Origin of the sequence: Rhizobium leguminosarum bv. viciae, assembly GCF_012276115.1 — a bacterium.
Classification (GTDB): Bacteria; Pseudomonadota; Alphaproteobacteria; order Rhizobiales; family Rhizobiaceae; genus Rhizobium; species Rhizobium leguminosarum_T.
In genome coordinates, this window is the sequence record NZ_WIEU01000014.1 from 12,999 (window position 1) to 26,212 (window position 13,214).

At 60.5% G+C, this 13,214-nt stretch carries 14 protein-coding genes and 1 pseudogene; 10 read left to right on the plus strand and 5 right to left on the minus strand.

Annotation, left to right across the window (positions count from 1 at the left end):
- Positions 1-3 precede the first annotated feature (3 nt).
- Positions 4-1,350, plus strand: a complete 1,347-nt coding sequence (locus GFM02_RS22560) for a sigma-54-dependent transcriptional regulator (RefSeq protein WP_168322863.1) — start codon at positions 4-6, stop codon at positions 1,348-1,350.
- A gap of 32 nt (positions 1,351-1,382) precedes the next feature.
- Here GFM02_RS22560 and GFM02_RS22565 read toward each other — a convergent pair whose 3' ends face one another.
- The gene (locus GFM02_RS22565) at positions 1,383-1,850 is read right to left on the minus strand and encodes an Lrp/AsnC family transcriptional regulator (RefSeq protein ID WP_003541645.1); all 468 of its coding nucleotides are present in this window, start codon (positions 1,848-1,850) and stop codon (positions 1,383-1,385) included.
- A gap of 230 nt (positions 1,851-2,080) precedes the next feature.
- On the opposite strand from GFM02_RS22565, the gene trxB reads away from it, so the two are divergent.
- The 6 genes from trxB (at position 2,081) to GFM02_RS22595 (ending at position 8,015) form a co-directional block, all read left to right on the plus strand.
- A complete protein-coding gene (gene trxB / locus GFM02_RS22570; RefSeq protein WP_168306030.1) occupies positions 2,081-3,055 on the plus strand; it encodes a thioredoxin-disulfide reductase in 975 nt (324 codons plus the stop codon).
- Between the two features lie 22 nt (positions 3,056-3,077).
- A complete protein-coding gene (locus tag GFM02_RS22575; protein ID WP_018446649.1) occupies positions 3,078-3,974 on the plus strand; it encodes a LysR family transcriptional regulator VtlR in 897 nt (298 codons plus the stop codon).
- 553 nt (positions 3,975-4,527) lie between these two features.
- On the plus strand, positions 4,528-4,821 hold the full coding sequence (locus tag GFM02_RS22580; RefSeq protein ID WP_011652911.1) for an ArsR/SmtB family transcription factor: 294 nt from the start codon (positions 4,528-4,530) through the stop codon (positions 4,819-4,821).
- A 1-nt stretch (position 4,822) separates the two neighbouring features.
- On the plus strand, positions 4,823-5,989 hold the full coding sequence (locus GFM02_RS22585; protein WP_168270742.1) for an MFS transporter: 1,167 nt from the start codon (positions 4,823-4,825) through the stop codon (positions 5,987-5,989).
- A gap of 25 nt (positions 5,990-6,014) precedes the next feature.
- A complete protein-coding gene (locus GFM02_RS22590; protein WP_168270741.1) occupies positions 6,015-7,139 on the plus strand; it encodes an alkene reductase in 1,125 nt (374 codons plus the stop codon).
- Positions 7,140-7,214: 75 nt separating this feature from the next.
- The gene (locus GFM02_RS22595; protein WP_168322864.1) at positions 7,215-8,015 is read left to right on the plus strand and encodes an aminoglycoside phosphotransferase family protein; all 801 of its coding nucleotides are present in this window, start codon (positions 7,215-7,217) and stop codon (positions 8,013-8,015) included.
- Here GFM02_RS22595 and GFM02_RS22600 read toward each other — a convergent pair.
- Positions 8,012-9,034 carry an NAD(P)H-binding protein gene (locus GFM02_RS22600; protein ID WP_168322865.1) on the minus strand — a complete coding sequence of 341 codons (1,023 nt, stop codon included), beginning with the start codon at positions 9,032-9,034 and terminating at the stop codon, positions 8,012-8,014. The two genes, GFM02_RS22595 and GFM02_RS22600, sit on opposite strands and share 4 nt — an antisense overlap.
- A gap of 94 nt (positions 9,035-9,128) precedes the next feature.
- Here GFM02_RS22600 and GFM02_RS22605 point away from each other — a divergent pair, with 94 nt between their 5' ends.
- Both GFM02_RS22605 and GFM02_RS22610 read left to right on the plus strand, forming a co-directional pair.
- The gene (locus tag GFM02_RS22605; protein WP_168322866.1) at positions 9,129-10,028 is read left to right on the plus strand and encodes a LysR family transcriptional regulator; all 900 of its coding nucleotides are present in this window, start codon (positions 9,129-9,131) and stop codon (positions 10,026-10,028) included.
- A 105-nt stretch (positions 10,029-10,133) separates the two neighbouring features.
- Entirely contained in the window at positions 10,134-10,649 is a 516-nt protein-coding gene (locus GFM02_RS22610) for a GrpB family protein (protein WP_168322867.1), read from the plus strand.
- Here the strand turns inward: GFM02_RS22610 and GFM02_RS22615 are convergent.
- Complete coding sequence (locus GFM02_RS22615) at positions 10,646-10,933, minus strand: DUF2188 domain-containing protein (protein ID WP_003541669.1); 288 nt, start codon at positions 10,931-10,933, stop codon at positions 10,646-10,648. The two genes, GFM02_RS22610 and GFM02_RS22615, sit on opposite strands and share 4 nt — an antisense overlap.
- A gap of 276 nt (positions 10,934-11,209) precedes the next feature.
- Between GFM02_RS22615 and GFM02_RS22620 the strand changes: the two are divergent.
- Positions 11,210-11,485 (plus strand): annotated as a pseudogene (locus GFM02_RS22620) (calcium:proton antiporter); the annotation flags it as partial.
- 39 nt (positions 11,486-11,524) lie between these two features.
- On the opposite strand, the gene GFM02_RS22625 reads toward GFM02_RS22620, so the two are convergent.
- Together GFM02_RS22625 and GFM02_RS22630 are read right to left on the minus strand one after the other, a co-directional pair.
- Positions 11,525-12,214, minus strand: a complete 690-nt coding sequence (locus GFM02_RS22625) for a glycosyltransferase (protein WP_168322868.1) — start codon at positions 12,212-12,214, stop codon at positions 11,525-11,527.
- A gap of 95 nt (positions 12,215-12,309) precedes the next feature.
- Positions 12,310-13,179 carry a 3-deoxy-manno-octulosonate cytidylyltransferase gene (locus GFM02_RS22630; protein WP_168270735.1) on the minus strand — a complete coding sequence of 290 codons (870 nt, stop codon included), beginning with the start codon at positions 13,177-13,179 and terminating at the stop codon, positions 12,310-12,312.
- Between the last annotated feature and the right edge of the window lie 35 nt (positions 13,180-13,214).

Below are 13,214 nucleotides of genomic sequence, written 5' to 3' on the forward strand. Positions count from 1 at the left end.
ATCATGGAAACGCCGACCCCTGTTGCGCTGATCGACGACGACAAGGATCTGCGCCGCGCCACCGCCCAGACGCTCGAACTCGCCGGATTTTCCGTTTCCGCCTATGACGGTGCGAAAGCCGCGCTGGCGGATCTGCCGGCGGACTTTGCCGGCCCCGTCGTCACCGATATCCGCATGCCGGAGATCGACGGGCTGCAGCTCTTCGCCACGCTCCAGAGCGTCGATGCCGACCTACCGGTAATCCTGATGACCGGTCACGGCGATATTCCCATGGCCGTTCAGGCGATCCAGGACGGCGCCTATGATTTCATCGCCAAGCCCTTCGCAGCCGATCGGCTCGTCCAGAGCGTGCGTCGCGCAAGCGAGAAGCGGCGGCTTGTTCTGGAAAACCGCATGCTGCGGAAAGCAGCCGAGGATGCGCAGGAGAATTTGCCGCTGATCGGCCAGACGCCTGTCATGGAAAACCTCAGAAACATTCTTCGGCACATCGCCGATACCGATGTGGACGTGCTCGTCGCCGGCGAAACGGGCAGCGGCAAGGAAGTGGTTGCCCAGCTCCTGCATCAGTGGAGCCACCGCAGGAAGGGAAATTTCGTGGCGCTGAATTGTGGCGCCCTGCCCGAAACCGTCATCGAAAGCGAGTTGTTCGGCCACGAGGCCGGCGCCTTTACCGGCGCCCAGAAGCGCCGCACGGGCCGCATCGAACATGCAAGCGGCGGTACGCTGTTTCTCGACGAGATCGAAAGCATGCCGGCCGCCACCCAGGTCAAGATGCTGAGGGTGCTGGAGATGCGCGAGATCACGCCGCTTGGCACCAATGAGGTGCGTCCGGTTGATCTTCGCGTCGTCGCGGCTGCCAAGATCGACCTCGGGGATCCCTCGGTGCGCGGCGATTTTCGCGAGGATCTCTATTACAGGCTGAATGTCGTGACGATCTCCATTCCGCCGCTGAGAGAACGCCGCGACGATATTCCGCTGCTGTTTTCCCACTTCGCCGCTCGCGCCGCGGAGCGCTTCCGTCGCGATGTCCCGCCGCTTTCACCGGATGTGCGGCGGCATCTCGCCTCGCACACATGGCCGGGCAATGTCCGCGAGCTCTCGCATTATGCCGAACGCGTGGTGCTTGGCGTGGAAGGCGGGGGAACGGCAGCGGTCCCTCCGCAGCCGACGGATGCGACGCTTCCCGAACGGCTGGAGCGCTACGAGGCGGAGATCATTCGCGACGCGCTGTCGGCCAATGACGGCGACGTCCGCCGCACCATCGAGGCGCTCGGCATTCCGAGAAAGACGTTCTACGACAAACTCCAGCGCCACGGCATCAACCGGGGCGGCTATATATCGCGCAAGTAATGGGCGATGACGTTTGCTCTGCCGAGGTGGTGTTAGACTTCCACCAGTCCCAGCTTCTTCACCTGCCGGATCGTCAGCATGGTGCGCACGGTATCGACATGTTCGTTCGCCGTCAGCACCTCGATGACGAAATCCTGAAAGCGGGTGAGATTCTCCGCCACGCAATGCAGCAGGAAATCGCTGTCGCCGGAGACCATCCAGGCCTGGCGCACCAGCGGCCATTCGGCGGTGGCGGCGGCGAAGGCCTTGAGATTGCCTTCCGACTGATGCTTGAGGCCGACCATGCAGAAAGCAACGAGGTCGAATCCGAGCTTCGGGCTGTTCAGCATCGCGTGATAGCCCTCGATGATGCCGGCTTCCTCGAGCTTGCGCACCCGGCGCAGGCAAGGCGGCGCCGAGATGCCGACGCGATCGGCAAGCTCCACATTGGTCATGCGGCCATCGGCCTGCAGCTCCCGGAGTATCTTTATGTCGATGACGTCGAGTTCCGCACGACCCACATCATTGCCTTTCTTTAATTCTCCGCGGGGAGCTTCTATATAAAGCCGCGGAATACGCAAGAAAGTTTCACGCCGATGACGGATTCTTGCACATCTGGGCGATTTGCCTTGTTGGTAACGCAAGGCTGCCCTTGAATAAAAGCATTGGACGTTCATAAATGGCGCAGGGACGCGAAACGGCCGCAATCGCTATCTAGCCGCCGCCCTCCTGCCAGTCGAAAGGAAATGACATGCCCGCCCGCCATACCAAGGTGCTCATCATCGGTTCCGGACCCGCAGGCTATACTGCCGCGGTCTATGCCGCGCGCGCCATGTTGAAACCGGTTTTGATCGCCGGTCTCGAACAGGGCGGCCAGCTGATGATCACCACCGATGTCGAGAACTATCCGGGCTTTGCCGATCCGATCCAGGGTCCCTGGTTGATGGAACAGATGCTGCAGCAGGCAAAACATGTCGGCGCTGAGATCGTCAACGACCTCGTGACCGAAGTCGACATGAACCAGCGCCCCTTCGTCGCCCGCACCGACAGCGGCCAGGTCTGGACCGCCGATACGCTGATCATTGCCACCGGCGCCAAGGCCAAGTGGCTCGGCATCGAGAGCGAGCAGCATTTCCAGGGCTTCGGCGTTTCGGCTTGCGCCACTTGCGACGGCTTCTTCTATCGCAACAAGGATGTGATCGTGGTTGGCGGCGGCAACAGCGCCGTCGAAGAGGCGCTCTACCTCTCCAACATCGCCAAGTCGGTCACGGTCGTGCACCGCCGCGACTTCTTCCGCGCCGAGAAAATCCTGCAGGAACGCCTGTTCTCCAAGGACAATGTCAAGGTTCTGTGGAATACCGAAGTGGCTGAGATTACCGGCACGCCGGCCAAGCCGCCGATGCCGCAATCCGTATCCGGTGCGCGCCTGCGCGACACCCGCAGCGGCACGATCACGGAGATGGTGATCGATGGCGTCTTCGTCGCCATCGGCCATGCGCCGGCAACCGAGCTCTTCAAGGACAAGCTGAAGCTGAAGGACAATGGTTATCTCTGGACCGCGCCGGATTCGACTGCGACCAGCCTGGACGGCGTCTATGCCGCGGGCGACGTGACGGATGATACGTTCCGCCAGGCGATCACTGCCGCCGGCCTGGGGTGCATGGCTGCACTTGAAGCTGAGCGATACTTGACGGGCCACATGCCCGTCGCCGTGGCCGCGGAGTAAGATCGGCATGAGGGGTGGGGGAATGCCATTGGATTGGGACAAGCTGCGTATTTTTCACGCAGCTGCCGAGGCGGGTTCATTCACGCATGCGGCGGATAAACTGCATCTGTCCCAATCCGCCATCAGCCGCCAGGTCAGCGCGCTTGAGCAGGATGTCGGCACGAAGCTGTTTCACCGCCATGCGCGTGGCCTGATTCTGACGGAACAGGGCGAACTGCTTTATCGCACCGCCCATGACGTGCTGCTGAAGCTCGAAACCGTGAAGATGCAGCTCACCGAGACGACCGAGACGCCATCCGGTAAGCTGCGCGTCACGACGACGGTCGGCCTCGGCCAGGGCTGGCTGACCGACAAGATCCAGGAATTCCTGCAGCTCTATCCTGATGTGCAGATCCAGCTGATCCTCGACAATGAGGAAGTGGATGTGAACATGCGTCATGCCGACTGCGCGATCCGCCTGCGCCAGCCGCAGCAATCCGACCTCATCCAGCGCAAGCTCTTCACCGTGCACATGCACGTCTATGCGGCCCCGTCCTACATCAACCGTCATGGCGAGCCTCAAAAGGTCGAGGATCTCGACAATCACCGCATCATCACCTTCGGCGAACCGGCGCCGAGTTACCTGCTCGATGTCAACTGGCTTGAGGTCGCCGGCCGCTCGTCCGACAACAAGCGTATTCCGCATCTGCAGATCAACAGCCAGACCTCGATCAAGCGCGCCGCCCTGCTCGGCATCGGAGTCGCCTGCCTGCCGGATTACATCGTCGGCCGCGACCCAGGCTTGATTCAGCTGGCAATCAATGCCGACGTCCCTTCCTTCGACACCTATTTCTGCTATCCCGACGAGATCAAGAACGCCGCCAAACTGAAGGCCTTCCGCGATTTTATCGTCAGCAAGGCCAGAAACTGGAACTTTTGAGCCCGGTTTTATTGATGAATTGCCGACTATGCAGAACGTGCATGACTGGCATGCACAAATGAGGGTTGCCGTTTGCCCAATAAACCACCATATCGCTTATAGCTGATGCACATGGTGGCTTTTCCTCCCAGTTCCACCGCATTAGCTGTTCCCCTCTGGAGGTTTTGACCTTCACACTTATAAGGGCCCTGGTTTTCCAGTGGCCCTCTTTTTTTGCCTTTCTTCCTCAGCGTAATGCCGCACCGCAAAAAATTTGTGCGGCGCATAGCAGACATGCACAAAAAAGCATTGAAACCTGCTCAAGGAAGCACCATATCCCTCTCAGCTGATGCATCTTGTGGTTTCTCTCCCAGTACCACCGCATTAGCTGTTCCCCTCTGGAGGTTTTTTGACCTTCACAATTATAAGGGCCCTGGTTTTCCGGTGGCCCTCTTTTTTTGCCCAAAATTTGCTCATTCAATAAAATCCATCGCCTCACGCCTCCGTGATTTGCATATCGAAGCCTGACGATCGATATATCGGTCAGAGACGATTTATAGTTCGGCGAACGACGATGGACAAAGACGAAATTATCAAGGCGCTCGCCCATCCCACCCGGATGGACATTTTGAACTGGCTGAAAAATCCCGAGGAGCATTTCCCCTCGCAGGAGCATCCTTTCGAAATGGGCGTCTGCGCCAGCCAGTTCGAGCGCTGCGGCCTGTCGCAGTCGACGGTCTCGGCCCATCTCGGGACGCTGCATCGTGCAGGCCTCGTCACCACCAAACGCGTCGGCCAGTGGATCTTTTACAAGCGCAACGAAGAAACCATCGCCGCCTTCCTCAAGCAACTGACGCAGGACCTTTAGAATGCCCCTCGCCCTCCTCGTTCTAGCCTTGAGCTCGTTTGCGATAGGCACCACCGAATTCGTCATCATGGGTCTGTTGCCGGAGGTCGCCGCCGATCTCTCAGTCAGCATCCCGCAGGCCGGGTGGCTGGTGACCGGTTACGCCCTGGCGGTCGCCATCGGCGCCCCTGTGATGGCGATTTCGACTGCGAAGCTGAGGCGCCGCACCGCCCTGATTGCGCTGATGGCCTTCTTCATCGCCGGCAACCTGCTTTGCGCTCTGGCGAGCGACTACTGGGTGCTGATGATCGCCCGTGTCGTGACAGCTCTTTGCCACGGCGCATTCTTCGGCATCGGCTCGGTGGTCGCCGCCGGCCTCGTTGCCGAAGATCGCAAGGCCCGCGCCGTCGCGCTGATGTTTACCGGCCTGACACTTGCCAATGTTCTCGGCGTGCCGCTCGGCACTGCGATCGGCCAGGCCTATGGCTGGCGCGCCACCTTCGGCGTCGTCACCGTCATCGGTATCGTCACCATATCAGGCCTGATCGCCATCCTGCCCAGGGACAAGCAGCAGGAAAACGGCAGCATCCTGCGCGAGATCGCAGCACTCAGGAGTGGCCGCCTGTGGCTGGCGCTCTCCACCACCGTCTTCTTCGCCGCCTCGATGTTCGCCCTCTTCACCTATATCGCGCCGCTGCTGCGCGACGTCACCGGCGTGTCGCCGGAAGGCGTTACCTGGACGCTGTTCCTGATCGGCCTCGGGCTGACAATCGGCAACCTTGTCGGCGGCAAGCTTGCCGACTGGCGGCTCGGCGCAACGCTTGCAGGCGTCTTCGCCGCAATCGCCATCACTTCGATCGCCTTCAGCTATACGAGCCGCTTCTTCATCCCGGCTGAAATCACCCTCTTCCTTTGGGCAATGGCAAGCTTTGCCGCCGTGCCGGCGCTTCAGGTCGGCGTCGTCGGCTTCGGCAAGGACGCCCCGAACCTGGTTTCGACGATCAATATCGGCGCCTTCAACACCGGCAATGCGCTCGGCGCCTGGGTCGGCGGCCTGGTCATCGACGCCGGCTTCGATCTCACCCGCGTTCCGCTCGCCGCGGCCCTGATGGCCCTGATCGGCCTCGGCGCGACGGCGCTCACCTATCTCTCCGCCAGGGGCCGGGCCGCCCTTGCCCCTGCCGAGTGATCCTCCCGCAAAAGAAAGGACCATCATGGCCAAGCTTTTCGAACCCACGAAAGTCGGCGACATATCCGTCAAGAACCGCATCGTCATGGCGCCGCTCACCCGTAACCGCTCGCCGGGCGCAATCCCCAACGACCTCAACGTCGAATATTACCGTCAGCGCGCGACTGCTGGCCTGATCATCACCGAAGCAACCGCGATCACCCATCAGGGCCAGGGTTATGCCAACGTGCCGGGCCTCTACAGCAAAGAGGCTCTCGACGGCTGGAAGCGCGTCACCGACGCCGTTCACGCAGCCGGCGGCAAGATCGTCGTCCAGATGTGGCATGTCGGCCGCATCTCGCACACGACGCTACAGCCGAACGACGGCAAGCCGGTTTCCTCGACCAACCGCATCGCCAAGGCCAAGACCTATCTGGTCAATGCCGACGGCACCGGCAGCTTTGCCGACACCTCCGAGCCGCGCGCGCTCGAAACCGCAGAAATCCCCGGCATCATCGAGGATTACCGCAAGGCCGCCCGTGCGGCGATCGACGCCGGCTTCGACGGTGTCGAGATCCACGGTGCCAACGGCTACCTGCTCGACCAGTTCATCCGCGACGGTATCAACGACCGTACCGACCAATATGGCGGCTCGATCGAAAACCGCACCCGTCTGACCTTCGAAGTCGTCGATGCCGTGGTCAAGGAAATCGGCGCCGGCCGCACCGCAATCCGCATCTCGCCGGTGACTCCATCAGGCGAAAGCTACGATTCCAATCCGCAAGCGACCTTCACCCATGTCATCGAAGGATTGGCCAAATACGAGCTCGCCTATATCCATGTCATCGAAGGCCAGACCGGCGGCGACCGCGACTACAAGCAGAGCGACAATCCCTCCTTCGATTACAAGGCGCTGTGCCAGACTTATGAAAAGGCCGGCGGCAAGGCCGACTGGATGGTCAACAATGGCTACGATCGCGATCTGGCGATCGACGCCGTCGAAAGCGGCCGCGCCGATCTCGTCGCCTTCGGCAAGCCCTTCATCGCCAATCCCGATCTCGTCGAGCGCCTTGAACACAACCTGCCGCTCAACACGCCCGACCAGTCGACCTTCTATGGCGGCACCGGCAAGGGCTATATCGACTATCCCATTCTCGAAAAGGTCGCCTGAACCTTTCACACGCGAACGCGAATCCCGCCGAAAGGCGGGATTTCCATCTTTGACGGGTTTTTGTAGGGTGCCACCATGTTTGCTCCCTATCTTGATCGCTGGTCGCTGATATCAGACGGCGAGCCCATCATCACCCACTCCAGCCGCCTCCTGCCGGTCCTCTGGCAGGATAAGCCTGCCATGCTGAAAGTGGCGGCCGATATCGACGAACGATATGGCGCGCTTCTAATGCAGTGGTGGGACGGCGACGGCGCAGCCTATGTCTATGCCCATGAGGGCGATGCCGTGCTGCTCGAAAGGGCGACGGGAAAACGCTCGCTGCTTGCCATGGCGATGAACGGCGAAGACGATGAGGCAAGCCGCATCCTCTGCGGGACGGCGGCACGGCTGCATGCGCCGCGCGAAAAACCGCTTCCCGACCCCATTCCCCTTACCCGCTGGTTCCGCGATCTGGAGCCGGCAGCAGGCAAACATGGGGGCACGCTTGCCGATTGCTCTGCGATCGCCAACGTCCTCCTTGCCGATCAGCGTGATCTCACCATCCTCCACGGCGACATCCACCACGACAATATCCTCGATTTCGAGGCACGCGGCTGGCTGGCGATCGATCCGAAGCGGCTCCATGGCGAGCGCGGCTTCGATTTCGCCAATATCTTCGCCAACGAAGAACTGCCTGTCATCACCAATCCCGCCCGTTTCCGCCGCCAGCTCGCCATCGTCTCAGCGGAGGCGAAGCTGCAGCCGAAGCGGCTACTGCAATGGATCGCCGCCTATTCCGGTCTTTCCGCCGCCTGGTTCCTCGGTGATCCGAATATTCAGCAGGCAGAAACGGCCCTGACGGTCGCCCGGATCGCGCTGGCCGAACTCGAAAGCTAACCCGTTTTCTGAGGTGAATGCCCGATAAAGGCAGTAGCGGCTTCACGGTAAGGTTCGGGCAGGCAGCCGAGCGCCACGAGCGAAGCCCTGACCGCCTCGTCGATCGGTGTCTGCGGCTCTTTGCCGAGTTCGGCCGTAAGCTTGTCGTTCCTCATCCGCAGCGGCGCCTTCCAGAGATAGCGCATCTCCTTGATCTCCCGCATCACAGGAACGAAAGGAGCGGCAAGCGGCACGATCCACCACGGGAAGTTACCAATCTTCGCCTTGCCGCCGACGACGCGCTTGATCGCTTCGGCCATCTGCATGCCATCCGCATCCCAGAAGCCCTCCATGTGATAGACGGCAAAGGCCGGCAGCCGATCGGCCCGCTCGACGAACCGGGCGATGGTTTCCGTCATGTCTGGCAGGTAGGCCCATTGATGACCGATGCCGCGCCGACCCGGGTTCCTGATCGTGCCGACCGGCTTGCCCGGGGTCACGAGACCGGACGAAAACCAGCTGTTGGCCGTGGTGCCTGGACCGAAGAAATCCCCTGCCCTGACGATGATGGCGCCGGCACCGGACTGCGAGGCCGCCTTCAGCCGCTTCTCCATTTCGACGCGGATCGCCCCTTTCTTCGTCACCGGATGCTGCGGGCTTTCTTCCGTCGGCGCCGACAGGGCGTCGGGACCGAAATTATAGACGTTGCCCGGCAGGACGATGCGCGCGCCGACAGCGCGGGCAGCGGCGATGGTATTGTCGAGCATCGGCAGCACCAGCTTTTCCCAGTCGCGGTAGCCAGGCGGATTGACGGCATGGACGATCAGGCCGACGCCTTTAGCCGCCCTCAGGACGTCACCGGCATTCATCGCATCGCCCTGAACCCATTCGAAAGCCGGCTCACTCCTCGACGCCTTGGCGGCGTCACGGTTGAGCGCGCGGATGCGCCAGCCGCGTGCAAGCAGCTTGCGGGCAACCGCGCTGCCGATACCGCCGGTCGCGCCAAGAACGAGGGCCGTCATCTTTATTTCGCTGCTCATGACAATCATCTCCTTCGATCGGATGAGAGGATCATGCCACTAGAATGACATAAACGAAATTGACGAAAGAAATGCATCTGTTATACAAAAATATATGAGTGTGGAACCGAGCTGGGATTTCTACCGCAGTTTCCTGACCGTGCTTCAGCAGGGGTCGCTTTCGGCCGCCGCCCGCGAACTGGGGTTGACCCAGCCGACCATAGGCCGCCATGTCGATGCACTGGAACTGGCGATCGGCGCCGAACTCTTCACCCGATCGCCGAACGGGCTGCTGCCGACCGATGCCGCATTGGCGCTGAAGCCTTATGCCGAAACGCTGGCCGCAACCGCCGCCGCCCTTTTGCGAACGGCGTCCGGCCAGCGCGAGCGTGTGGCGGGAACGGTCAGGGTCAGCGCCAGCGAAGTCATCGCCGTCGAAGTGCTGCCGGGGATTCTCGGACCGCTGCAGGAGACCTATCCCGAACTGCTGATCGAGCTCTCGGCTTCCGATGCGATCGAGGACCTCGTCAACCGCGAGGCCGATATCGCCGTGCGCATGGCCGAGCCGCAGCAGGCTGCACTCGTCGTGCGCCGCATCGGCGATATCCCCCTCGGCTTTCATGCCCATCGCCGCTATCTCGAACGGTACGGCATGCCGCAAACCCTGGCCGACCTCGCAGACCACCGCCTCATCGGTTTCGACCGGCAGACGGCCTATGTCCGCATGGTGATGAAACGCTATGCGGTGCCCGGCATCGAATTCTCCTACAGAACCGACAGCAATCTTGCCCAGCTTGCGGCGATCCGTGCCGGGGTGGGCATCGGCATCTGCCAGACAGGACTCGCGCGTGAAAATCTCGACCTTGTTCACATCCTGCCTGATGCTTTCAGCATACCGCTCGGCACATGGGTGGCGATGCATGAGAACTTGAAGTCTTCGCCGCGCTACCGCGCAACCTTTGACGTATTGGTCAAGGGGCTTCAGGACTATCACCGATATTCGACAAGCGCATAATCCCAAAAATCAGAATCGATTCTCGGGAAGAATCATGCGCAAATTTCGAAGCGATAGAGCCTCCTTAACGCGTCCTTTCGGACGAGCATCCCAGCGGAACTGGAAATGAGAACGCACAGCCCGGTCGAACTCGTGCCCCATGATCCGCAATGGCTGCAAGCCTTCCAGCGCATCCGCGATAAGCTGCTGGCCGTGCTGCCGCAGGCGCTCGCCATCGATCACATCGGCAGCACGTCCATACCGGGCATGATGGCCAAGCCGCTTATCGATATCGACATCGTTCTTCCCGGCCTTGGGCATATCGAGAACGCCACACGCGTGCTTCTGGCCGAAGGCTACGAGCCGCGCGGCAACCGCTATGACGACGATGTCTGGGCTTTTCTATCGAAAGGTTCGGTGCCGGCGGAACGGGTCTACCTTTGCCCGGCCGGCAACCGCACGCATCTAAACAGGCTGGCTTTCCGGGATTATCTCATCGCGCATCCACTGGCGGCGGCCGATTATGCCGCACTCAAACGCAACCTGGCGGCCGAATTCCGGATGGACGGCGACGGCTATACTGCGCATAAGCGCGAATTCGTCGAGGCGATCGTCGCGCGGGCATTGGCGGGAGATGGTTAGCTTCCGATACCTTGCGAGGCCTCGGCCGTGCGATCCTTCCACTGGCCGTCCACCACCTCGGTTTCCGGCCGATCGCCGCCCTCGGCATATTCTTCATGCCACTTGCCGTTCTCGTCCTGCCAGCTGATCTCGGCGGAATCGCCGCCGACCTGCTGTTCGGCCGCGACGATGCGCGCAGCTTCGAGCGCCTCGGCATGGGTCGGGAATGCCTCTGAATAGACACCTCCCAGCCTGTAGGCCCAGCCGCCGTCGTGCGGCACGACTTCGTAGACCACCTTGATCATGCATCCGTCTCCTCATCTTCTTGTTGCGCGTTCGCACGCTTCCGGAAAAGATCCGGATCATCGCGGCCGCTTGACGAGAATTCGAGGACGCCGCGATCTGCTTTCCGGCCCCGATGACGTTCAGTATTCCATTAAACGCCGAAGACTGCAAATGGCACTCGATCAGGACTTGCTTGATATGCGATATCAGTGACTTAGATAGAGCGCATGAATCGGGACAGGAGCTGAGGCTTGGGGATCGCGTCACGCTTTAAAGAGGAAAGGTTTCTGGTCGCCGCCGCGTTGAGGAACCGCATGCAGGCGACTGTCAACATAGCCATGGGCGCCTCGCTGTCGACGGTCATCCTGACGGTCCCCGTCATGGAGGCGATTGCGCTCTATACGGGCCAGCCCTTCCTCATGGCGATGACCCCGGTACAGACGGTGATGGTGGCGATCACGCTGATTACTACCGCGATCAACCTCAACGACGGCGAGACCAACGCGATCGAGGGCATGACGCATTTCATCCTCTTCGCCACCTTCGTCATGCTGACGACGCTGGGGCTTTGACGCCTCCCTTCCCACGAAGAAAGGGAAAGAACAGGCTGTTTAGGCGGGCTGTCGGGCGAAAAGCAGGCGTTCGCGGGCTGCGAACCATTCCTCGGCGTAATCGTCGTTCTTGTATTCCTCGAAATACGGCCCGCCATCGGTGAAATGAACGTTCTTGGCGTCCTCGCGGTAGTCGTATTCATTGACCAGGTAATTCCACGTCACCGGCAATTCGCCGATGAGGTCTTCGTTCTCCAGCCATTTGAACTGATGCAGTTGCAGCCCGGTCGCCGTATTGACGTAGTCGGGCGTCAGCGCGCGGCATTCGTCATTGTTGAAGAGGATGAAGCTCGACCAGTTCTTCTTTTCGTACTTGGTCTGCGTCTGGCCGAGGAACTTGGTCTCGATCTTCGGCTGGTAATCGTGTTTGACGCACATGACGACGTAACGGTCGTCGCGCAATGCCCAAAGCTCGGCGATATCGGCACGCATCAGCATGTCGCAATCCATGAAGATGCTCCAGCCCTCGTAACCGCTGAGATAGGGCGTCAAGAAACGCGAGAAAGAGAACTCCGTGGATTGCAGCGCGTTGCGCTCACGGGTGAAAATCCCGCCAAGATTGGAAAGCGCAATGGGCGAGAACTCGACAGGGATCGACGACTTCTCGATGATGCTCTGCACGAGAACGTGGTAGGCGACCACTTCCTTGGGATCGAATCCCACGAAAATTCGGACGTTCTGTTGCTTCATTGTCCACCGTGATCGCCAGTATAGAGCGATGAATTGATTGGTATCGGAAGCAGCTTTCTTGGCCACCCCCGCCTGTTAGCAACGGCCGGCGACAGTCATCCTTTCGACTTTTCGAGAAAACGCTGCTTGCGGGTTTTCGGTTTGAACCGCCGAAAGAAATTGTCGATGGCGCGTATGAATTTAGTAACGGACATCAGCCTGTCGATCTGGCTGTTCGTATTGTCGAGCCGCTCTGACAAGACCTCAGCCGCGGTCATCGCGATCTCGATCGGCGGCACCTCAGGAAACCGTTTGGCGAGTGCCGCATAGGGGCTGGCATCGACGCCGCCCATCATCGAGATCGAACCCATGCGCGCAAAGAGACGGAGGAAGATCTGCTCGAACGTCCAATCGTGCACGTCGAACACCTTCCACTTCTCGCTCCGCTTCGCCGAAAAGCCAGCAAGTAGGATCTTGCCCGGCAACTGTAGATCGCCGAGCCACATCGCTACCGCAAAGCCGCTCGTCGCGATCTTGCCGATCGGATAGAGATCGGCAAGCATTTGCGTCAGATCAAGGTGACGGGTCTGAGCGCCTTCGAAGCGGCTCTTTTCGCTAAGATTTTCCTCGACGGAAACGCGAATGTTGACGACACCGAGGAAATTGCCGCCGCCAAAGAAGCGCAAGACATTCGCCACCTCGCGCCGGTGGACGATATGGGCGCCCATCACGTCGCTGCGGGCAACCAGCATGGAATGGCCGACGAACGGTTCGTCGAGCACCTTGTAGACCTTGTTGAAGAAAACGTAGAGCGCCGTCTCCGGCAATTCGCTTCGCAGCCGCTCGAAATCGACGGCTTCGCTGTTTGCCACCAGCACGACGTGGGAATAGCGCGACAACAGCGCCTTCCACGCCTCCGGCGTCAGGAAATTGAAGCCGCTATCCGGGGCGGGCATGGTCTGGGTGTCGCTGGGGATTGCTTCCATATCGGCTCACATGCACTTTCCAAGGACGATGCGCT